Raw genomic sequence first — 19,326 nt, 5'->3', positions numbered from 1 at the left:
GACGCATCATGAGGTGCTGGCTCCGGAAAGGAATCGGGAGCACAGCATCGGGGATCAGATGGTGACTTTGAATGTGGGGTTCATGGAGCGCTTACTCGGCATCCTCCATCGCCATAGGGTCTTCCACCGATTGGGTTTTATGCGATCCTGTTCCGCTAGCCTTGCGCGCTGGTGGTGATACCGGAGCGTCAGTCAAGTGGTCATCGGATGCAATGCTCACCGTTCCGCTGAAATTTTTGGGTCTGTCTTCACTCCCCCAAATAAGCGCCGGTTGAAGGCGCAAAAAGGTAAAGGTCTGCTCCCAGTTTCCCTGGGAGACTAGTGCAGTCCAGATGGCTTTGCCTTCTGGTGTGGGCTCGACCAGCCCATGCGATTGCAGTTCGTCGAACACAGCGATGTTGGATGAGGGAATGCCCTCAATCGCTTGCGACAGCAGATAGGCCCGTAGCTTGTCCGTGACGGTCTTGCTGACCAGCCAGAGTGCGTCCTGGGTCAGCCATCCCACGGCACCCGGCTGGTTGAGTTTCAGCTCGTGCTGAACCAGATGACGTAGTCCGCTGATCAAGTGATGTTGCAGCGAATGGATGGGTGCTTGCAGCGCCTTGCTCGGGTTACCGCCAATGTTCTGCGCAGTGGAAACACGGTCGGCTTGAATCACCAGCTCACCCAGCACGCCGGCGCGTTCGTATTGGCCGGCCAGGACATACAGCAGGCTGGCCCAAAGCGACGGAAATCCACTGAGCCAATCCAAGATAGGTCGGTCGAGAATCTGGGTATAGAGCAAGCCTGCGGCGGCACCGTGCAGGTGGTAGTCACGACCTTTGAGGTAACGAAAACGGTAGGGCTGATCCAGGGGACCCTGCCAAGGATGCCAAAGCCGGCCATTCTGGCGTTCGACCTGCAGGTCCACGGCGATCTTGCCGATGTCATGCAGCAGGGCGCCATAGGCGATGCCGGCCGACCAAGCATCGGTCTGGGCGGCTTGCTCTTCGGGCGCGGCGCCGGTGGGAAGCAGATACGACTGACGCAGTTTCAAACTGCAAGCGACCAGCTCCAGGCCATGGTCGAGCATGCCGCCGAGATACGCATGGTGGTGTGTTTCGCTGGCCGGGAGTTGCTGGACCTGTTCGGCGTAACGATGTATCGGATTTAAATAGAGCTGGCTGAACTGCGCGTGGGAGAGGGCGGTGTACTGCCAGATGCGATCGAGCAGCTGGCGGCGGTGCTGCGCGGCTAACAAGCTGTGAGCCGACTCGATGGGCAGGTAACCTTCGTCGACGTTGACGGTCGATGGCGGAGGGGGCTTCTGCCTTTTGCGGCGAAACAGACTGAGCATCGTGACCTCCGGGAAGTGGCGGGTCAGTGGCCTTTTAGCCTTTTCGGATAGGGCTCTTACCCTTGACCCCCCATTCCTTTCCAACCCTTACCGTCCTTTTGGCGCGTGTCCCTTTGCGCGGCAATCGGAATATGGATACTGCTAGGCATCGTTTTGTTGGGGCTAGTACGGTAAAGACAAGAGTCGGTACACTGCGGTGCCTATTTTTTGGGTCATGCCATGAACCTCACTGACGCCACGCTCGTGCTGCTGCTCGCGGCACGTATCCATGGGACCGACGAAGCCGTCCGGGCCTCGGCGAAGAGCGTGGTCAAGAAGTTGCCGCGCAGTAAGCGTGATCTGATCTACAAGGTAATCGATAGCCGAAGTCCGCTCGAGCTGGTGGACTTTCTGGCGCAGAACCTTGATGCGGAATGACAGGCTGCGGGTGTGTGCCCATCCCTGACCTTTTGCATCAGAGCCCCGCGGAATGGGTTTTCTGGGCGCAGAAAAAAGGGCCCAACTCGCGTTGGGCCCTGTGATGCGATTGCAGCGGTCAGGTAACGATCAAACTCCATCGTTCATGCATCGTGAGTCATCCATTACCATCTGCTTCAGTTGCTGCTCCAGGTTGAGTACATACTCCGAGGCGCTTCGGGCCTGACCACTGGCGCGAAAGATCGCGCGTTTGTCAGCCTTGAGCAGGCCGAGCCAGGAGTCGATGTAGCCCTCGTGCCGCAGCTCCCCCTGTATACCGGCGTAGGCACATAAAAAAGCAGCGCCCATCTCGGCGATCAACTCCTCAAACGCATAGCCTGGCGAGCCGAAAGGACAGGATGACGTCACACCCTCGCGTTGCAACCGAGAGTGATGCCCAGTCCAGTGCGTCAGCTCGTGAAGTGCAGTGGCGTAGTAATCACCTTCGTCTTGAAACTGCGCTTTTGTCGGCAGCTGGATGAGATCCCTGATCGGGTGGTAAAAGGCTTCGTTGGCATATCGATGAACGATGTGTGCCCCCGAACGTAACAGCAGATTTTCCGCAGCGCTGTTGGGCTGGAAGGGATCACTCTGTTCCGTCTCGAGCTGGGTGTCATTGAGCATTTCGAGCCCCTCCGTTTGCTCGATGTTGAACAGAAAATGTGTCCTGAGAATGCCGAAGTGAGCGACCTTGGGTTGACCGTTTTCATCGAGTACGGGTTGGCCTGACTCGGTCTGTTCCTCGCGCTCCATCGGCTTGTAGAGCACCGCCAGAGTGCTGTGCTCACCCTTACGAACGTGCCCACCGGTCTTTTTGGCTTGGTTGAACGTCAGCCAACGATCTTGAGTGAACCCCTGCAATCTGGCCTCGGCCCAGAGCAGCGGTAAATTGATGCCCGAATACGGACGTCGCGTGATGGCGTTGACGGGGTAGGGTTGATGACCGATGTCAGCGGAGCCACTTGAGGACCAGGGTTTGATCCAGGGAGCAACGCCTTGGTCTAACGCGGTAACGATCTTGTCAGTTACGTCTTGGTAGATATCGCGCATGGCAATGTCCTCGAGAGAAAAACGGAGGAACGCCGTGCCCGTCGGGGAGGGTTCCCCGGTTGGGTGATGTACTGGATTGATGCAGGTCTTGCATGCCGTCCGAATGTGGGGGTGGGCGCCGCCAATTGCGCTTAGCGCTGGTGTTCTCCTGCAAGCGCTATCAGCAAGGCGCCAGGCTGACCCGGTTCCTGGAGTAGGCTCAGACTCAATTGCAGCAACGGGTCGTGGTCTAAGTGATCGATTGGTTCAATGTGGATTACCTGGAACAGCACGTAGGGCTTGTGTGGATAGGCCAGGTGGGCTTCGAAGGCTGCGCGCAATACGTGGCTCAACCGATCAACCTGCAGCTTCTCAGCGTGATCGGATTGCTCGAGCAGTACTGCGCGTTGCCACGCGCCAGGGGTGAACACGATGGGCAACCGAAGGGTGTTCAGTGTTTCCGGTGTAAGTGAGTCGGGCATGGTATGTCTCCGTTGAAAACGCGAAGAAACCTGTCCTGTGCGGGGAAAGATTTCCCCGCAGTGGGTTGAAGAAAATCAAGAGGGCTTATCGAACGAGCAGCGCTCGAAAGTCGCTCAGGAGAGCAGTAGGCGTTCATCACCGTAGCAACGGTCACCGTGCGAGCCACCGAACGCTAATCGCACTTGGGGAGAACCATCATCGAAGTGACGTAGCCTTGAAGGTTCTGGCTACCTGGGAAAGTGCTGTCGATAACAGCGATCCGTACCTTGTATTTAACCGAGCAATTTGCGCGGGTCAATCACATCGGCGATACCATTCCAATGGTCTTGTCTGCTGACTTCCAGAGCGATAGTTTTGGCCCGATTACCTGATAAGCGGTGAAGTGCATGCTTGCGTTGAGCTGACACCACCGCGCCCCTGAAGACGCTGTCCAGCGATCGCTCCTGACCGTGTTTTACCGATATGTGCTGGTCAACCTGAATGCGAAAATGACGCGTATATCTGCTAGAAAAAGCCCCTCGATAGAGGGGCTATGAACGGATTTTCCGTCAGGACATCGATCAGGATATGACACAGGTAACTGCCTTAATCAGGCATTCAGTATGTTTTGGCAAGATTGCTGATCTTTATCGCATTCCCGTTTTTGTTTTCAATAATTCCAGGTAAAGGTGAGTGTCGGTCGCGCGAATAATCAAGTCATCACCTGTCTCCAATAGCTCGGTAAGCAGTCCATCATTGACGTCCAAGTACTCGCTAAAGTCGTCTCCTCCTAACTCGCTGATGGCGACGTTCCACCATTGCTCGAACTCATCGAGGTCCGGGTTGCAGCCAATCGCATAAACAAGGACCTTGCGACCGCCGTCGGTATTTGTCTCACCGACCTCGGACATGAGGTACACCCCATGATCCTTGACCAGAATGATTCGACAATCGTTTGCTAGGGCTTCGGACAAGACGGCCCGTAGTTCAACGCCTGCAAATTGCAGCATGATTGATATCTCCGTTGACAGTGCTGAGAAACCTGTCCCCACGCGGGAAAGATTTCCCCGCGGTGGGTTGAAGAAAAACAAGAAGGTTTGCCTGGCGAGCGGCGCTCGAAAGGCGCTCAGGAGAGTAGTAGGCGTTCATCACCGTAGAAACGGTCACCGTGCGAGCCACCGAGCGCTAATCGCACTTGGGGAGAACCATCACCGAAGTGACGTAGTCTTGAAGGCTCTGGCTACCTGGGAAGGTGCTGTCGATAACAGCGATCCGTACCTTGTATTTAGCCGGACGATTTATATGGGTCAATCACTGTAGAGACGCTGTTTCACGCGGCTTGTCGTCTGTCTTCCAGTGAAGAATTTTCGGCTCGGCAAACTGATAGACGGTCAGGCACGGACAGTTTTCAGTAGTAGGCTGTTACTTTTGTCTCAACAATGAAAACGCTCAGAAGAGGGCGAGGCCATGCCGACTCAGCAACCTGTTCAGAGTTCACGTGCCCACCGCTGGGCGTACGCCTGTGGTAGGTCGGTGAAGCGTGGTTACCGTAGGTTGAAAACGTTTGAATCCCGCGTGGTTGAGCGTGCGGAAACGGCAGGTATGCCCGCAGTTAAATTTCTTGTTCGCGGGAGCTTTCTGACTGCCAAGTTGGCTCTGCTCGGAGCATTTCTTTTTATTAGCTTCTGGTTGTTTGTGCTGATGTGCACAATCGTCGTATTAGTATTAGCAGCTATCCCAATTCAAGATTCAGACACTCCAGGTATTGACGATCTCGATGATCCAATGCATAGAACGTCTTGGCCTGAGCGGTACGATAAATGGGGTTCTCTGAAGTAACCTCTTGGTTATTTTAAGCTCGATTTACCCGAAACAATTCTTGCACCACTCATCAACTGAGAGGTTCCGTTAGAACTCGCTGTCTGTGCTGCGTGGGCTCCCCTGCTGAGCATTCCTTCTACGCCTGAGCCTACGCTATATCCGGCCCAACTCATGGCCCCTAGAAACAGCATTGGTAGCACGATGAACATCGCCCCCATCACATACTCGATCACCTGTGCCGTGACGGTTCCATCCATGAAGCCGGACGTGGGCAGCGATAACAGCACTTGATTGGAAGCCGAAACCTGGTTGTACAGCGTATCGAGCATGCTGGAGTCGACCCAGCGCGCCAATTCCCACCAGAAGCTCAACATATGCAGCGTGAACAGCGCGAACGTCACGGTCATGACGGTCTTCAGCTGATAGGTACTGACCAACAGAATCAGCGGCAAGCTGATGATGACGCCCATGATCAGGAAGGCCTGCACCATGGGCAGGGCAGCGCGTAGCGCATTCATCGCCGGGAAGTTGCTGAAGGAGCCGAGGGCCAACCCGGTATTGGTGGCCAGGTTATTGAGCCCCTGATTGATCGAGCCGCCTCGGGCGCTGGAGCCATAGTCCTGGTACACCTGTCCGGGCGACATGGACATCGATTGCTGGCGCGGTCTGACCAACTCACGCAGGGTAGCATCCTCGATCTCGTTGTTCGAACGACCAGTCAACCAACCTTTCAGTTGTGTCACCAGCGAGGGATCGACCTGCTGGATCAAGCGGTCGCGCAACCCAACACCGTTATCACTCCACCACTGCTTGCAGGTGGGGTAGCCCGCGCCGTTCTCTAGCTGCGGCAAGGAGACATCGCGGCTTTCGTCATACGGCCAACTGACTCGCGGTGTACGTGAGCGATCGGTGTCGTAGTAGCCGGGCGTGTCCAGAAAATAGCTTGAACCGATCCACGCTGCGTCATGACTTTGTGCCTTGTCCAACTGCGGACGGTTGGTGAATAGCCGAGAACGGGAATAGCCATAGCAGTCGCGGGTGAAGTCGGCGACTTCCTGCAGCAGGACCTGACTATCGATACGCGAACTGTCGATCTCCATGCGCATCTGCCGGATATCCGGTGCGCAGGGGATGGAGGCGGTGGCCGCCGCGGTTACTCCTTTGCTCAAGGCATGCACCAGAAACCACCAGATCGGTACGTTGGCGGAGCGTTCGCCGATCGTATTGAAGGTCGCCCCCCAGGCGGTTTCTGTCGGTTGGACCACACTCACGCCGCAGCGCTGACTCGCCGCATCATCGAACGTGATTGACGAGAGGCTCAACGGAAACACAGGCGCGCAACTAAACAACACGACGATGTAGGCCAGCCACAACCGGTTCTCGGTCTGCGGTACCGAGAGCAGTCCCTTGTTACCTTCATCCGCGCCTTGCTGACGGGCCGACAACCATTCCTGCAAGATGATTGCACCAAAGGGCGCGGCGAACAGCCCGGTGTCGGACAGGACACTCCAGAGGCCGTTGTTGATGATCCAGGCCAGCAGGGAGAGGTAAAACTCCAGGTAGCTGTTGGTGCTCATGATCATGGGGTGACCTCAAAGTCGGGTGAGCTCGACGCAGATGAAGAGCGCGAGCCCTAATGCCCCGATGCGTTTCACGCGCAGTCGATCCTGTTGTCGATGTTGGTAGCGCCGAAGCAGATCCCACCAGAGCGAAAAGAGGGCGGTGTATAACAGGGCACGCCACCACCGCAGATAGGGCCGTACGGATTCGAATGCCTGCTGCCAGGCCTCTAAACTGCCCAGTGCAGTGTGGCCGATCCATGCAACGAGTGTGGCGGTCAGGATCATCACCGTGGCAATCCCCAGACCTGAACGCAGAGTGAATAGCGGTGAGCGTTTCATGGCTCACTTGCGCCTAGCGTCAGCATCATTGAGTCGGCCCGGCTCAGGGTCGCCTTGCTCGACGGTACGCGAAGCATCGGCACCACCCGCATGTCGATCGAGCACTAGGCTCGCGGTATTGGTGGCGAGCATCTGCCGGACCTGCAGCTCGGTTTGTAGCAGGCGTATTTCGCGCTCCAGAGCGTTGATGTTTTTCGTCAAGGCGACCTGTGCCGGCTCGGCGGAGGCGATGTTCGGTTCGTGACTGCCTGCCAGGAGGGTGCGCAGTAGCAGCAACGCTTTGTCGAGCACGCTGGACAAGGCTGTCTCACTGGCCAGGCGGCGTGCCAACAGATCTTGGTCGGGATCGTCGCGCAGGGCTTCAATCACGCCACGGGTCACCGGCAGCATCGGGCTGGAGGCTTTCGCCAGGTTGTCAGGGGTAGGCCGCAGTGAGCCGGACAACAGCCCTTGCAGGGCCTTGAGACGTTCGCTGTAGGCCTCCTGGATCAGCGGCGTTAACCCACTGCCAGCGGTAGCACGCAGGGTTTCGCAGGCGTCGCAGGTCGTAACTTCGCTCTCGCCCAACACCCGAACGGCCCATTCGGATTCCTCTTGGGGCGAGGTCCATGTCTGGCAAATAGCCCCACCCAGACAATCACTGCTACTGATCGAGGCGCTGTCATCCACCGAACGGTTATGCAGCAGGTTATAACCCGCGCGCACCACGTCGGCGGTCACCCGAATGGGCGTCTGCCCATTGCCTCCAGCCTTCGAGCCGCCGACCCAGGACACGCCATTGTTGCCGTTGCGGGCCTCGGTGTTTTTCACCGCAGCCACCGCATCGCCACCGGTTTGCTCAAGGTTGCCCTGCATCTCCTGGTTCTTGGCCAGCGCGCCCCAGCCGGCTTGACCAACCTTGTCCGCCATCTTCTCGGCCATGGCCTGGCAGGTCAGCTTGGATCGGTCGAAGTCGATGCGACCCTGCATAACGCCGTTACTCAGCAACTCATAGAGACCGGGATTGGCGCGCTGGATGATCAACGCTGGCAGCGACATTACCGCTTGGGTCGCGTTCTGCACGATGCTGCCCATGATCTGCTGGAAACCTTCGGTGGCGCCGTTCAGCTGGTTTTGCAGGGTGTTGGTGAGACTCATGTTTCCGCACATCATATTCGCTCGCCAAGACCCGCCGACACCGAGACCACTGGGTCGGTAGAGCGAACTCGGTGAGCCGACTGCCGAGCCGCCACCAATGGTGTACATGACTCGGTCGTCGAGTACTTCGCCTTGAGTACCCAGGCGGTAATCGCCCTCGGCGGCGTGGGCATGTGTGGCCATGGCGAGCAGTCCACAGAGCAGCAGGCTCATCACGCCCAACCATAATCGCGCGCAAAGCCAAATCATGATGCACCGCCTTCGAAGTCGATACTGAACAGAAAGGTCTGCCCCTCACGTTTGCAGCAGCTATAGGGACGCCACAGCGACCAGGCGTAGCCGCCATCCGCGCTCTGTACGGGATCGCTGGGGAAGATGGCACACGTGGGCTGAATCTGAGGGAAGAGCAATTGCCATTTGTGGGTCGACGCGTCGTTTTCAACGATCGGGCCAGGCGGCCAGTAGCCGTCGCGTTTGGCGGGCGTCAGTGGTACGTACACATGCGGCTGCCAATTGCGGGTAATCACATCGCCGGCCCGTTGCGCCATGACTGCGGCCGCCTTGAAGTCGTCGGGATGTACCAGAAATCCCTGCCGGGGATAAACGTTTCCCCACATGTTTCCCAAGGCCTGACTACCGATTTCACGGAGCCCCGGCATGAGCGACTCGGGGTAGAAACTTTCCGGGATGCCATGGCGCCAGGCCAGTGAGTCCAGGGTACTCAGGTAGTAGGGCATGAACGCAATGGCACCGCTGGCACAGGCATAGCCGGATTGAAAGGCCAATTGCGTGGCGGCCCAACCTCCGGGGTGGCCGATGCCATCAACGTTCTTGAAGCGGGGCAGGTTGTCGCGCTGTGTGTTCGGCGTGATCAGGTTGCCGCCACCTTCCGCACCGCTGATGGGAGAGGAGAGGGTAGCCATCTCGGTCCAGGGGTTATTGCCGGCGGTGGCGTAGCTCGAGACCACTAGTTCAGGAATGAAATGACGAACCTTGGTCGAGGTTTTGACCGTGCAGCCGAAGGGTGTGCAGAGGAGCCAAAAACAAATGCCGACGACCCTGTAGTCGAGACAGTTTGGCGAAAGCACGGAGGAGCTGATGCTGCCGGTATCTAGCGCCATGCTTGGGCCGCACACCAGCAGGATGCTCAGCGCTAAGGGCCGTAGCTTTGTGGGTGGGATTGACGAGCAGGCAACAGGCATGATCCAGGCTCTCGGTGTATGGCCTGGGCAGGTTCGGTTACGGACTGAAAACTGTCAGTGGAAATTATGAAGGCGGATCTATCGGCTTTATGAGACGTGAGACTATTATTTGACGTGAAGGGAGCTACGCAGGATATCGGGCTCCACAAGTAACTGATCTGTAGGGATTTCGAGAATATTGGCGAGCTTGCACAGGACCAACAGCGACGGATTACCCGTGCATCGCTCGATTTGACTGACGTACGTGCGGTCCACCTCGGCCATGAGCGCGAGCTGCTCTTGGGTGAGGTTCTTTACGCGTCGCATCAAGCGGATGTTTTCCGCCAGCTGCACACGAAGCTGTTCGTAGTCTTGAGTCATGCGCGCAAATTGCGCCTTGAGGGACTCTCAATCCACGGGATATAGTCTACATTGGCATTGATCTAACCCATTTGATGCTCATGCCTGTTATCGAGCGTTCACTTGGCGTCGTTAAGCTTTTCAAAGTTGGCCCCAGCGTCTAACGATAAATTAGAAATCTAGGGTGGGTATGGACGAAAACTACATCTCAATTCCTGCGGCAGATGGTTGCCCAAGTCTTCTGACACCTTGGGGTACTGAGTTTGCCTCGATGATCGAGCGGGGCGTGCAATGTGCTCAGGCTTGGCTTGATACGCCCGGCGCGATTCCCCTGTGGTGGGAGCTGGCGCAAACACGCAAGACCTTTCCTGTCGGTGACTGTCAGGATGCCTTTGAAGCCGGATTCTTGTTGAGGATTCAGCAGCGGCTGCGAGGCGCATCGCAATAATCTATCTTTCGCTCTATAGCGCGATACTCGAATAGATTTCGGGCTCTATTCCTCGCGCTCTATCTATCCGTTCAGCTACCCGATACGCCGCTTCCAGTTCAGAGCAGCCGTTCTCCTGCATCAGTTTCCAGCGCTCGGCTTTTTCCTCGGGCTCCGTCATGGCTAGGGCGAGGTAAAGGCTGGGCGGCACGGCTCGAAACAGCGTTTCGAGCTTCTTCGACAGCACGACCCCCTCGGTGTATTTACCCGGTTCCTTACTGGCGGAGAGCAATAAGGCTTTCTGCGCCGGTGTGAGCCTCTTGAACCGTGCGATTTCTTCAATCTCCGCGGGCGGCATGTTCAAACAAATCCACCATTCGATCATGTTGAGCATGGTCTGTGCAGCCGTGGGAAAATCAGCCAGGTTCTGGGTGGCTAGCCAGTACCAGGCACCGAGCTTGCGCCACATCTTCGTGCCCTTGACCACAAACGGCGCCAGCAACGGGTTTTTGGTGATGATATGGCCTTCGTCGGTGACCATGATGATCGGTCGGCCCAGGTACTGGTCGCGCTCGGCAAGGTTGTTCACGGTGTTCATCAGGCTGATGTAGCTAATGGACATCTGCGCCTCGTAACCTTCCCGAGCGTAAGTGGCCAGGTCGACAATGGTCACATCGCTCTCGGGCCAAGGCGTGCCCTCGCGATCGAACAGTTCACCTTCGAAACCCTGGCAAAACAGGTCGATGGACTCACCCATCTCCTGGGCACGTTCGCGACGTTTTTCCGGTAAGTGAGGGTCGGCGGCGACGCGCAGCAAAGCGTTGCGCACGTCGCGGGTCAGCACCTGGCGGTTCGCTGCGACACATGTCTGCGCCGCATCGAGAATGCACTCGCGAATCAAGCTGCGATCGGCTCGACTCAGTCGCGCCTCTTCCTTGGCCTCGCCGCCTGTGATCATCAACCGGGCGGCGATTTCCAGTTCGCCGAGAACATCACGCTGGTCTTCGCGACTGGTTACCCCCTCATCGTCCAGCTCATCGATAGACAGAGTGGCTACCTGGTCCGGCTGCTCGACCAGGCGCCAAGCGTCGGCGAACGGTGCGAGGCTGACCGAGGCGCCAGGTTTCAATTGGACCTTGTTGACCGACAGGCCCTGTGTCGCGAAGTAGTCGCCCTGCAAGCCGAAGGAGTTTCCGGCCTCGACGATAAACAGGCGAGGGCGGTACACCGCCATGACCTGCATCAGTAAGGTGACTAGGGTGGCCGACTTGCCTGCACCGGTGGGGCCGAACAACAGCAGATGACCGTTCATGGCCCGGTCCAGCCGTGATAACGGATCGAAACTTAACGGCGAGCCGCCCCGATTGAATAGGGTGATACCCGTGTGGCCGGTGCCAGTGCTGCGGCCCCAGACTGGAACGAGGTTCGCTAGGTGCTGGGCGAACATCAGGCGGGTGTACCAGTTGCGCGTGTCGCGGGCCGGGTTGTAAGCCATTGGTAACCAACGCAGGTAACTGTTGCAGGCGGCGACTTCATCGCCTTCGCGTACCGGTTGCAGTCCCGCACCCAGCAGCGCGTTGGCCAGGCTGACGGAGCGCTGGTGCAGTTGCTGTTCATCGTTACCGCGCAGGTAGAACGCCAGGGTGCCGCGGTATAGCTTGTGCTGGCGACCGATGATCGCACGAGCCTCTTCAACATCCTGACGAGTCTGGGTCGAGGCCAGGTTTTCACCGATGGCTTTACGCGCCAGGCGGTTCAACTGCTCCTCGAGTACGTCCTGTGGTTTGACCACTAAAGTCAGACTCATGACTGTACCTTCGGGTAACTGATCGAACAGGGCATTCACCGCGTCGCCTTTGCGGGTTTCGCCAGTGAGTTGACCAATCAAGGGCGCACGGCGCAGCTTGTCCACTACCATCACGCGGTGGGGCTGCTCATCGAAATACCAAAGTCCGCGATGCACATCCGAACGCGGCTCATTGAAGAACAGCCGCTCGGCGAAGTCATGATCGAAGGGCAGTTCCAGCGACTCACCATCGCCCGATTCCGGATAGGCCACACGGCGGTAGAACTCCTCGGGCGCTTCATCGGTGAGCCTGGGTGCCGGATTGAACCAGGGCATTAACCAGGCATACAGACCTCGGCCATCGACTTGCGTTGTTTGCACCCCGCATGCCTGCAACGAAGCAGCAATACGTTCGCAAGCCTGATGCAGGGATTGCACCGGGTTGAGTCCTGTCTCCTCAGCGTCAGACTCAAGCCAGCGATAGACCACCAGGCGCAACCGACGGTTATTGCCGCGCCAGGGCAGGCGCGTCACCACCTTATCCTCAAACAAACCACCAGGCTTGGCGATGGCCTTCAGATGACGGCGGCTGAGTTCCAAATACGCTTGGGTGAAGACCGTGGCTCGCGCGCTGTCCTGGATATAATCGGTGAGCCGGGTCAGGTAGGGGGTGAAGTCGTTGTCGTCCTGACAGAAAAACTGCGCCACCCACGGAGCTTGGTCCAGCTCGTCAAAGCTATCCTGCAGGGCATCCTCGAGGGCATCGCGGGCGGCCATCAACCAATCGGGTTCGCGCCCCTCAGTGCCAATGGGCAGCAACTCGAGCACGGCACCCACCGAGCGGTTGTCATCCAGTAGAAAACACTGCTCGGTGTCGAGGTATTCGACCCATGGCAGGTGATCGGTGAAGCTGGGGTTATGCGCATAGACTGCAGCTTCATCGGCCAAGGTGGCGCGATGGCGCAATGGGTGGCGCCAGGCTTTCCACGCAGGAGTACGGTTCCTCGAATCGTCGGTACGCACTACAAGTCTTCCTGACGTTCACCCGGCAATGCGTAATGCACGCGTTGGTAAAAAGGAAAGACGGTTGAGTAACCCGGGACCGGTGCTTGCTCGGTACCGCCCAGGTGCGGATACACGTACATCACCAAATCAGGATTGGGCAGGCGAGGGAATAGGTTGCGAATTTCATTCGCTGCTGTACGCGTGTACGGTTCCTGGAGCGCAGCGGAGAGATCTGTTTGAGCCAAAGGGCGGCGCAACTGTTGCCGAGCATCCAACAGCTGCTGCTGAGTACCCTGTGAGCCGGCGCTGTTCCAGATATCCAGCATGGTTTGCTCGCCATGTGGCAGCAGCGTCTCCTTGTCGGTGGAACACCCCGCCAGGACTAAGCAAAGCAAGCTAGTCCAGATCAGGCAGGGAGGCATGGTCTTTTTCATAGCGAACGCTCCGGCCCTTGGGCTCGTAGTCGATGGTGATCTCTTGGTCGAGGTGCAGTGCGACTTGGGCGGCCGGTGGCACGTACACGGCAGCAAAGGCCTCGCCATACAGTTTGTTGATCCACTCCCGGATGTTGCTGACCCCACCGCTGAGGATTGAGTTCAGCGCGCTGTTGCCCGTGCTGCTGGTGACCCCGAGCGTACTGCCGCCCGAACTGATCACGCTGCTGTTGTTCTGCTCATCCCCGAGCAAGGCGGCGACACCGGCGCCGGCCGCAGTGATCAGGCTCTGGCTGCCGAGGTACTGCTGAGCGTTCGAGCGGCGCTCGCCGGCAATGCAAGGAATGCCATACGGATCGGACAAGTAACCGAGTCCGCCACGAATCTTGTCGGTGTTCGAACTCTGGGTGGTGGAGGCGTTGCGGCTGGCTACAGCCTTCGGCTGAGGCACTGTGCGGATGGTGCCGTCTGTGAATACGAAAGTGATCGACTCGACCTGTCCGCGTACACAAGACAGGGTCCAGTCACCGGACGCCGTACCGCTCATCACGGCACCCGCGACGTCTGGCAGGTCAATACCGTTGGCCGTCAGATTCTCCGGTCCAACCAGCACCTTGAAGGGGTAGGGATCATTCACGGTGCCGTCCACCGGGACTCGGCCGATCAGCGCGGTCATCGCAACCGAGCCCATCAGGGTGGCGTTTTCGGGAATTGTGTAGACCGGGTTTGCGCCGTCGGTACCATCAGCGGATCGCGTCAGGTCACGCTCGCCCTTGCTGACTGCTCGTAGCTGTTTCTGGCTGCGATCAATCGCGTTGTCTTTCAAACCTTCCAGAGAGTTGAAAGCGGTAGGCAGGCTCAGTGTGGAGGAAGTCGTGGTTTTGCCTCTGGCGTCGGTGGACGGAGCATCCGAGGGTTCAATCCACTGCAGTGCATCATTGGTAGAGTGTCGCCCTTCTAACTGAGCGCCGTCGCCGGGCTCAAGCCCCAACCCGATCGGCATGTCCTTGCTTTTGCCAGCCAGCCCCGACAACTGTTCCTGCAATTGCGTCAGTAGACCGCGAGCCTGACGACTGTCTTGTTCCGCTTTGAGTCGTGCTTCGTTGGCTTGGCGACGGCCTTCATCAACCTGCTGGGTCACACTGCCGAGCGCCGTCTGGATACGCGAATCGACACTGTTTTCCCGCTCGCGCAGGCGGTTGTTCTCCGTCTGTAGTGAATCGTTGTGTTTCTTCAAACCGAGCATGTCGCTGCGCATGGCCTTCACCTGGCCGACCAGCGTGGCTACCGTGTCGCGTGGAGTATCGCCAGCAATGCCGAGCGACTTGGCTTGCTCGGCGGATAACTGAAGGTTGCCATGATCAACCGAGCTCTCTGGAGCGGGCGCGCTGCTACCCGCGACCCAGGCTTTCAGGATGATCATCACTACGGCCAGCAGCGCAGCTGGTACCAGCCATTTGAGCAAGGCGTTAGCTTTCATCGTCAGCACCCCGCGCTACGGGCGGCGGCGGTACGGCATTTTCGAGGCCGGCACCGCGGGTGACGAGGTAGGCAACCGTGGTGTCTTCAGCGCTGCCGATAGGCCCGAGGAACGCATGCTGGAAGGCCGCGGCGAACAGCTTGGCCTGAAGCCGACGAGGATCGAGTTGCACCGTCTCTGAACCACGATTGCGTAACTTCACCGCCGTCACCCAGTAATCACCGAGTCGCCAGGTGGCGATGGGTGTGCTGGACACGTTTTCGGTCGGTAGCAGGGTCGGCAGTTCGGTGCGCAACTTGAGCGGTACGCGGCGTACACCGGGTAGGGATTCTACGGTGCGCAGCGGCGCGTACAGGCTTTGCGCGGCATAGCGTGTCAAAGCGACCGGGATCGGCGTACGTTCTGGAACAGGGACGGTGCTGGATTCCGCCTCGGTAGCCTGCACCTGAGCATGCTTGAGAATTCGCACGGGCTCCAGCGGTTGATCGCCAGGCGTAGCCGCGATATCCAGGAGGATGATCTCGCCCGTTCCCACTGATTGCAGTTGCAGTCGGGTCGTTGCAATGGCTTCCGACGCTCGCAGGTACAGCGTGCCGCCGGTTGATTGCACTCGTAGCTTGCTCATCAGGGTTGAGGGCACGCCAACTCGAACATCCTCATCGACAAAGACCACCCGCTCCTGATTGATCACCAGTGGGACCGCGAGGGGGAGGCGTTCCCAGTGCATCAGCTCGACGGCCTGCGCTGCACTTCCCCATAGCATCAGTGCGACGGTGAGTCCCAGGGTAGACATCCGCTTCATGGCTCACCTCCAGGCAGGGAGATTTTTTGCGGCGTGCCTTGATAACAATCCAGTGCCAGCCCCCACTTATTGCGTTCGGGGTCCAGATCAAAACGCACCACGCGTAATGGATAACGCACCACCACCCGTTTCACCGGTTCGGCGGCGTAATACTCATCGGCGTTGAGGTCGAGCTTGACCAGCCAGCTGTCGCGATCGAGTTGCTTGACCCTGAGTTCCGGATCCTCGCTGTAGCCTCGACCCAGAATTTCGTAGACGCCACGCACCCGCTGGCGCAGTTCGCCGGCGGCCTTGCGGTATTCGTAGTCGCCATCGAGGAACGCCTTGCAGGCGGGTGTCAGGTAGGACTGCAAACCATAGATAGCGCGTCGATAATCCTGCTCGCCATCCGTGGGCCAGCGGTTGAGCTGACCGAAGATGTACAGGGCAAAGGCATAGACATTCTCTGGGGGGACATCCCACCACTTACGAGTGCTGCCCGAGCGCAGATCCGGGGGGACATGCACCGTCAGATCGGTCGGTGTCGAGCGCCAGCCATACCAAAGTCCGAAACAGACCAAGGCCAGAATCACTACCGCCAGACGCAGGCTGAAGATATGGGCCTGTTGGGCATCCACCTTGTTCCGAAATCGGCTCATGGCTGCCACCGGGACAGGGCAGGGCGCAGTCGACGTGAACGGCGAACCGTCCAGGCGCCGGAGTGGAGAATCAAACTTCCGCGACTCAGGCGCCAACGGCTGGCCAGTACCCATTCGAGTTTGCGGTATAACCAGCTCTCGGGGCGGGCCCGTTTGGCCCTACGCAGTAGCGTGCCACCGGCCAATAGCACCACGGCCATGCCTGCGATCATGCTGGTCGGTGCCACGGCAATGGAGGCGGTGGCGATTGACAGAGGAACGCCCAGCAGCAGACCAATGACGGCGCCGGTGCCGAGTGCCACCCACATCTCATCATTGGTCAAACCGCGCAGTACGGCGGGATCGCGATTGAGCCGTTCCGGCAGAAAGACCAAGGTGCCGTCGGCAAGGCGTTCAATAGTGTCGTTCATCTCTACCTCACAGAATCGCGGCAGCCTTTGTCAGGAACCAGATGATGATTACCACCAACAGGGCGCCAATACCGACGACGGCACCCAAGTCCTTCCAGGTCTTACGCTGGTTCTGCACGTCGGCATATACAGTCAGGGAATGCCAAGCCACACCCAAGAAAGCGAGCAGGGCGATCAGCAGGCCGAGGAGGATCCCGCCGTCGTAGGCGTAGTTTTTGATCGTCTCGATCAACCCGGAACCTTCACCACGTGAAGGGGCTTCCATGGTGGGAAGCTCGGCAAAAGCTAGGCTTGGACCGAGTACTAGCAGCAGACCGATCAAGCGCTGGCTGGCCCGATAGCACAGGTTGTTTTTCAGGGGGATAAGGCACTTGAGCATGACGGCGATCTCCGGGGCTAGGACAGGGTGAAGAACATCAGGACGAGTAGGACGAGCAAGACGCGCGCGGCACTGCCGCCGAAGGCTCCAAAGCGCACACTGCCGGTCGCCCAACCGCGGTAAGCCGTCCACATCACCCAGGCGCACCACAGCAAGGTCAGAACCAGAACCAGGGATATCCAGAGCGTCGAACTGCTCTGCGATGAAAAACCGGAGGCGTTTTGAAATGCAGCGCTCTGAGTTTCAGTCATGCTCATGGCGAGGGCTCCGCAGGCGGAGTGTCGAGGCGGTAATCACCCACCAGCTCACCAGGGTCGCGAGGTTGCGCACGGGAAGGGGATAGATAACCCCGTATGCCGTCCCGTATGTGTTGGATGTCCCTGGACAAGCGGGGATAGTCGAAGCGATAGCGTTCGTTTGGTTCAGAGGTACCGACCACCTCAGCTTGCGTCGCAAGGCGTTCGATAATGTCGAGTTGTTGCTGGACCAGGCTGAGCTGTTCCTGCTCATGAGCAGATGCGGCATAGCTGCTGCCTTGAACAATGGTCAGTGAAAGGAGCAAAAAGTTGCGATAGATGGTAATCGACATGATGCTGGCCCATGTGGAGATGGAGCCAGAATCAAGTTAGCGTTTGAATTATTCAGTATTAAACGCGAGGTGGGATGTATCGCTTTTTTAGGGGGGCGGAAGAAGACACTCACAATACATCAGCAATCGATTGGACCATAAAGAAAGCTCAGACAGCACTCTTACCCATTAATAATGTGTTGTTCATGCAGCAATGAGTGGGTTTGCTCGTGCTTGAAGGCAGCATGGGTGACGAAGAGCTAATCATCGCTTAATATTGGAATGTTCATTTTTCATTTTCCTAAACTGAAGGAAGTTTCACATGTCTCGGTTGGTTGAATTTCGTAAGCTTGAGCAACAACTGGCCGAACAGCTCGCAGAGCTTGAGTCGATGAAAAGTGATTCCGGCCTGAAAAAAGAAATGGAATTTGAGAGCAAATTGCGGGCGTTGCTTGGCGAGTACGGCTTCAGCTTGAAGAACATCATTAGCATCCTAGATCCAGAGGCTGGCCGTCGTACCTCGACACTAATAGCAGCTCCTGTGGAGGTGGCCCGTAAAGCTCGCGATGTGAAAATTTACAAAAATCCGAATTCTGGTGAGCTGATCGAAACCAAGGGAGGTAACCATCGGCAGTTGAAAGAATGGAAAATCGAGTTTGGCGCAGACGTTGTCGAGTCGTGGCGTACTCAGTAAGAACGGTTTGATTGCAAGGGCTCTGCACGCGCCCTTGTTTGTTGGTGAGGGTGATGAGTCCTGAATGCGAATCTTGGTCCCTCTCCTGCACCAATCTTGAGGCACACTCCCAAACTTTTGGAGCCTGCCTTGCACTCAACACTCCGCTTGAAGTGGGGAATCTCGGTCGAATTCTGGCGGGTGAACTCGTGCGGTGTATCAGTTCTGCAGACGCTGGATAACTATCCTGATACCACGGGGATATACGACTGAAAATATAATTTTTCCGAGTCAGAGATATTTCTTAAATGTAGTTGCCGTGATTGCTACTGTGATACCAAGCATTACCGCACAAGGCAAAAATACGACCATAGGATTGAGCGAAAAGGGCAGGGACAGGTAAATGATCCAGGGCACAAGCAATAGCGGTATCACTGCCCGTTTAGCGCGGTGATAGACGAAGCTACTCTCTCGTCCAGCACCAAATTTGCGCAGGTCGCGACGCATCAAACCATCGATAAAACCGGTGAGAGAGGCCATCAAAAACAAGGGTGTGGCCAGGGCCAGAATGGTCAGGCGCACCACGAAGGTAAAGGTCACATACACCGCCGCCAGCACAAAATCTTCAATGCTCACGTAAAACTGGTTGATCCACCCCCAGAAGCTGTTGCCCATGCTCGATACCCGCGCCTGCTGGGCAAAATCTGCAAATCCAGTTTTGACCAGTAGCCACTGATTGAGTAAATCCAGCCACTGGACAATCGTTGGCTCAGGCTGTTGGATGAGAAGAGAAGATTTGAAGTGCTCGCTGAGCCAGCCTAACTCACTGGTTAGCATGGCCTGACTATGTCGCCAACCCTGATCACCCCAGAACAGTAGCAGGCCCGCGAATTCGATCAGGATCGAGAACAGCAAAGAGGCGATCAGCAAACCGATGATGCGTAAAACCAAGCCAATCGCCGAGACGATTAATCCCGGGCGCTGGATCGGTTGTGGTGGCGTATTCTGGGCGGAAGTCGCCATCGTTCACTCCATTGCACG

Annotated in this window: 22 protein-coding genes and 1 pseudogene; 4 read left to right on the top strand and 19 right to left on the bottom strand. The window is 57.5% G+C overall.

Features of this window, described 5'->3' with window-relative positions; translation table 11 throughout:
- Positions 1–94: 94 nt before the first annotated feature.
- A pseudogene (gene mobH / locus C8K58_RS05190) lies at positions 95–1,336 on the bottom strand (MobH family relaxase); the annotation flags it as partial.
- Positions 1,337–1,555: 219 nt separating this feature from the next.
- On the opposite strand from mobH, the gene C8K58_RS05185 reads away from it, so the two are divergent.
- Positions 1,556–1,753 carry a hypothetical protein gene (locus C8K58_RS05185; RefSeq protein ID WP_007901093.1) on the top strand — a complete coding sequence of 66 codons (198 nt, stop codon included), beginning with the start codon at positions 1,556–1,558 and terminating at the stop codon, positions 1,751–1,753.
- A gap of 129 nt (positions 1,754–1,882) precedes the next feature.
- Here the strand turns inward: C8K58_RS05185 and C8K58_RS05180 are convergent, their stop codons facing one another.
- The 3 genes from C8K58_RS05180 to C8K58_RS05170 form a co-directional block, all read right to left on the bottom strand.
- Complete coding sequence (locus C8K58_RS05180; protein WP_108573299.1) at positions 1,883–2,842, bottom strand: ArdC family protein; 960 nt, start codon at positions 2,840–2,842, stop codon at positions 1,883–1,885.
- Between the two features lie 131 nt (positions 2,843–2,973).
- Positions 2,974–3,303, bottom strand: a complete 330-nt coding sequence (locus C8K58_RS05175; protein WP_108573297.1) for a hypothetical protein — start codon at positions 3,301–3,303, stop codon at positions 2,974–2,976.
- A 627-nt stretch (positions 3,304–3,930) separates the two neighbouring features.
- Positions 3,931–4,293 carry a DUF3085 domain-containing protein gene (locus C8K58_RS05170; RefSeq protein WP_178087827.1) on the bottom strand — a complete coding sequence of 121 codons (363 nt, stop codon included), beginning with the start codon at positions 4,291–4,293 and terminating at the stop codon, positions 3,931–3,933.
- Between the two features lie 457 nt (positions 4,294–4,750).
- On the opposite strand from C8K58_RS05170, the gene C8K58_RS05165 reads away from it, so the two are divergent.
- A complete protein-coding gene (locus C8K58_RS05165) occupies positions 4,751–5,122 on the top strand; it encodes a DUF3742 family protein (RefSeq protein ID WP_108573295.1) in 372 nt (123 codons plus the stop codon).
- Between the two features lie 8 nt (positions 5,123–5,130).
- On the opposite strand, the gene C8K58_RS05160 is transcribed toward C8K58_RS05165, so the two are convergent.
- The 5 genes from C8K58_RS05160 to C8K58_RS05140 form a co-directional block, all read right to left on the bottom strand.
- Positions 5,131–6,687, bottom strand: coding sequence for a conjugal transfer protein TraG N-terminal domain-containing protein (locus C8K58_RS05160; protein WP_108573293.1), 1,557 nt, complete (start codon positions 6,685–6,687; stop codon positions 5,131–5,133).
- Positions 6,688–6,696: 9 nt separating this feature from the next.
- Positions 6,697–7,005 (bottom strand): hypothetical protein, encoded by a 309-nt coding sequence (locus C8K58_RS05155; RefSeq protein ID WP_108573290.1) that lies wholly within the window; start codon positions 7,003–7,005, stop codon positions 6,697–6,699.
- A gap of 3 nt (positions 7,006–7,008) precedes the next feature.
- On the bottom strand, positions 7,009–8,355 hold the full coding sequence (locus tag C8K58_RS05150; protein WP_108573288.1) for an integrating conjugative element protein: 1,347 nt from the start codon (positions 8,353–8,355) through the stop codon (positions 7,009–7,011).
- A gap of 32 nt (positions 8,356–8,387) precedes the next feature.
- Positions 8,388–9,344 (bottom strand): TIGR03756 family integrating conjugative element protein, encoded by a 957-nt coding sequence (locus tag C8K58_RS05145; RefSeq protein WP_108573286.1) that lies wholly within the window; start codon positions 9,342–9,344, stop codon positions 8,388–8,390.
- Positions 9,345–9,449: 105 nt separating this feature from the next.
- A complete protein-coding gene (locus C8K58_RS05140) occupies positions 9,450–9,704 on the bottom strand; it encodes a helix-turn-helix domain-containing protein (RefSeq protein ID WP_108573284.1) in 255 nt (84 codons plus the stop codon).
- Positions 9,705–9,873: 169 nt separating this feature from the next.
- Between C8K58_RS05140 and C8K58_RS05135 the strand changes: the two genes are divergently transcribed.
- The gene (locus C8K58_RS05135; protein ID WP_108573282.1) at positions 9,874–10,131 is read left to right on the top strand and encodes a LasR-specific antiactivator QslA; all 258 of its coding nucleotides are present in this window, start codon (positions 9,874–9,876) and stop codon (positions 10,129–10,131) included.
- A gap of 13 nt (positions 10,132–10,144) precedes the next feature.
- Here the strand turns inward: C8K58_RS05135 and C8K58_RS05130 are convergent, their stop codons facing one another.
- The 9 genes from C8K58_RS05130 to C8K58_RS05090 are packed head-to-tail and all read right to left on the bottom strand — an operon-like array spanning position 10,145 to position 17,633.
- Positions 10,145–12,919: a conjugative transfer ATPase gene (locus C8K58_RS05130; RefSeq protein WP_108573280.1), complete on the bottom strand. Its 2,775-nt coding sequence runs from the start codon at positions 12,917–12,919 to the stop codon at positions 10,145–10,147.
- Complete coding sequence (locus C8K58_RS05125) at positions 12,919–13,335, bottom strand: TIGR03751 family conjugal transfer lipoprotein (protein WP_108573278.1); 417 nt, start codon at positions 13,333–13,335, stop codon at positions 12,919–12,921. The genes C8K58_RS05130 and C8K58_RS05125 overlap by 1 nt, the downstream gene beginning before the upstream one ends.
- Complete coding sequence (locus tag C8K58_RS05120; RefSeq protein ID WP_108573276.1) at positions 13,298–14,815, bottom strand: TIGR03752 family integrating conjugative element protein; 1,518 nt, start codon at positions 14,813–14,815, stop codon at positions 13,298–13,300. The genes C8K58_RS05125 and C8K58_RS05120 overlap by 38 nt, the downstream gene beginning before the upstream one ends.
- Entirely contained in the window at positions 14,805–15,617 is an 813-nt protein-coding gene (locus C8K58_RS05115; protein WP_108573275.1) for a TIGR03749 family integrating conjugative element protein, read from the bottom strand. Before C8K58_RS05115 ends, C8K58_RS05120 begins: the two co-directional genes overlap by 11 nt.
- On the bottom strand, positions 15,614–16,255 hold the full coding sequence (locus C8K58_RS05110; protein ID WP_108573273.1) for a PFL_4703 family integrating conjugative element protein: 642 nt from the start codon (positions 16,253–16,255) through the stop codon (positions 15,614–15,616). Before C8K58_RS05110 ends, C8K58_RS05115 begins: the two co-directional genes overlap by 4 nt.
- Complete coding sequence (locus C8K58_RS05105) at positions 16,252–16,665, bottom strand: TIGR03750 family conjugal transfer protein (protein WP_108573271.1); 414 nt, start codon at positions 16,663–16,665, stop codon at positions 16,252–16,254. The genes C8K58_RS05110 and C8K58_RS05105 overlap by 4 nt, the downstream gene beginning before the upstream one ends.
- 7 nt (positions 16,666–16,672) lie before the next feature.
- Complete coding sequence (locus tag C8K58_RS05100; RefSeq protein WP_108573269.1) at positions 16,673–17,044, bottom strand: TIGR03745 family integrating conjugative element membrane protein; 372 nt, start codon at positions 17,042–17,044, stop codon at positions 16,673–16,675.
- Positions 17,045–17,061: 17 nt separating this feature from the next.
- Positions 17,062–17,301 carry a TIGR03758 family integrating conjugative element protein gene (locus C8K58_RS05095; RefSeq protein WP_108573267.1) on the bottom strand — a complete coding sequence of 80 codons (240 nt, stop codon included), beginning with the start codon at positions 17,299–17,301 and terminating at the stop codon, positions 17,062–17,064.
- Complete coding sequence (locus C8K58_RS05090; RefSeq protein ID WP_108573265.1) at positions 17,298–17,633, bottom strand: RAQPRD family integrative conjugative element protein; 336 nt, start codon at positions 17,631–17,633, stop codon at positions 17,298–17,300. The genes C8K58_RS05095 and C8K58_RS05090 overlap by 4 nt, the downstream gene beginning before the upstream one ends.
- A 301-nt stretch (positions 17,634–17,934) precedes the next feature.
- Between C8K58_RS05090 and C8K58_RS05085 the strand changes: the two genes are divergently transcribed.
- Positions 17,935–18,306 (top strand): histone-like nucleoid-structuring protein, MvaT/MvaU family, encoded by a 372-nt coding sequence (locus C8K58_RS05085; RefSeq protein ID WP_108573263.1) that lies wholly within the window; start codon positions 17,935–17,937, stop codon positions 18,304–18,306.
- A 270-nt stretch (positions 18,307–18,576) separates the two neighbouring features.
- On the opposite strand, the gene C8K58_RS05080 is transcribed toward C8K58_RS05085, so the two are convergent.
- On the bottom strand, positions 18,577–19,308 hold the full coding sequence (locus C8K58_RS05080; protein WP_108573261.1) for a TIGR03747 family integrating conjugative element membrane protein: 732 nt from the start codon (positions 19,306–19,308) through the stop codon (positions 18,577–18,579).
- Positions 19,309–19,326: the final 18 nt, after the last annotated feature.

This window comes from Pseudomonas sp. GV047 (genome assembly GCF_003058245.1).
Taxonomy (GTDB): Bacteria; Pseudomonadota; Gammaproteobacteria; order Pseudomonadales; family Pseudomonadaceae; genus Aquipseudomonas; species Aquipseudomonas marginalis.
Note: the sequence above shows the minus strand (reverse complement) of the source record. Positions and strands in the feature narration are given on the sequence as shown.

Excerpts from the sequence above, each read along its gene's own strand:
- C8K58_RS05110 (WP_108573273.1), bottom strand. The coding sequence starts at position 16,255 with ATGAGCCGATTTCGGAACAAGGTGGATGCCCAACAGGCCCATATCTTC.
- C8K58_RS05115 (WP_108573275.1), bottom strand. The coding sequence starts at position 15,617 with ATGAAGCGGATGTCTACCCTGGGACTCACCGTCGCACTGATGCTATGG.
- C8K58_RS05170 (WP_178087827.1), bottom strand. The coding sequence starts at position 4,293 with ATGCTGCAATTTGCAGGCGTTGAACTACGGGCCGTCTTGTCCGAAGCC.
- C8K58_RS05100 (WP_108573269.1), bottom strand. The coding sequence starts at position 17,044 with ATGCTCAAGTGCCTTATCCCCCTGAAAAACAACCTGTGCTATCGGGCC.
- C8K58_RS05135 (WP_108573282.1), top strand. The coding sequence starts at position 9,874 with ATGGACGAAAACTACATCTCAATTCCTGCGGCAGATGGTTGCCCAAGT.
- C8K58_RS05085 (WP_108573263.1), top strand. The coding sequence starts at position 17,935 with ATGTCTCGGTTGGTTGAATTTCGTAAGCTTGAGCAACAACTGGCCGAA.
- C8K58_RS05105 (WP_108573271.1), bottom strand. The coding sequence starts at position 16,665 with ATGAACGACACTATTGAACGCCTTGCCGACGGCACCTTGGTCTTTCTG.
- C8K58_RS05095 (WP_108573267.1), bottom strand. The coding sequence starts at position 17,301 with ATGAGCATGACTGAAACTCAGAGCGCTGCATTTCAAAACGCCTCCGGT.
- C8K58_RS05160 (WP_108573293.1), bottom strand. The coding sequence starts at position 6,687 with ATGATCATGAGCACCAACAGCTACCTGGAGTTTTACCTCTCCCTGCTG.
- C8K58_RS05145 (WP_108573286.1), bottom strand. The coding sequence starts at position 9,344 with ATGCCTGTTGCCTGCTCGTCAATCCCACCCACAAAGCTACGGCCCTTA.
- C8K58_RS05080 (WP_108573261.1), bottom strand. The coding sequence starts at position 19,308 with ATGGCGACTTCCGCCCAGAATACGCCACCACAACCGATCCAGCGCCCG.
- C8K58_RS05125 (WP_108573278.1), bottom strand. The coding sequence starts at position 13,335 with ATGAAAAAGACCATGCCTCCCTGCCTGATCTGGACTAGCTTGCTTTGC.
- C8K58_RS05155 (WP_108573290.1), bottom strand. The coding sequence starts at position 7,005 with ATGAAACGCTCACCGCTATTCACTCTGCGTTCAGGTCTGGGGATTGCC.
- C8K58_RS05165 (WP_108573295.1), top strand. The coding sequence starts at position 4,751 with ATGCCGACTCAGCAACCTGTTCAGAGTTCACGTGCCCACCGCTGGGCG.
- C8K58_RS05180 (WP_108573299.1), bottom strand. The coding sequence starts at position 2,842 with ATGCGCGATATCTACCAAGACGTAACTGACAAGATCGTTACCGCGTTA.
- C8K58_RS05185 (WP_007901093.1), top strand. The coding sequence starts at position 1,556 with ATGAACCTCACTGACGCCACGCTCGTGCTGCTGCTCGCGGCACGTATC.
- C8K58_RS05090 (WP_108573265.1), bottom strand. The coding sequence starts at position 17,633 with ATGTCGATTACCATCTATCGCAACTTTTTGCTCCTTTCACTGACCATT.
- C8K58_RS05150 (WP_108573288.1), bottom strand. The coding sequence starts at position 8,355 with ATGAGCCTGCTGCTCTGTGGACTGCTCGCCATGGCCACACATGCCCAC.
- C8K58_RS05120 (WP_108573276.1), bottom strand. The coding sequence starts at position 14,815 with ATGAAAGCTAACGCCTTGCTCAAATGGCTGGTACCAGCTGCGCTGCTG.
- C8K58_RS05140 (WP_108573284.1), bottom strand. The coding sequence starts at position 9,704 with ATGACTCAAGACTACGAACAGCTTCGTGTGCAGCTGGCGGAAAACATC.
- C8K58_RS05175 (WP_108573297.1), bottom strand. The coding sequence starts at position 3,303 with ATGCCCGACTCACTTACACCGGAAACACTGAACACCCTTCGGTTGCCC.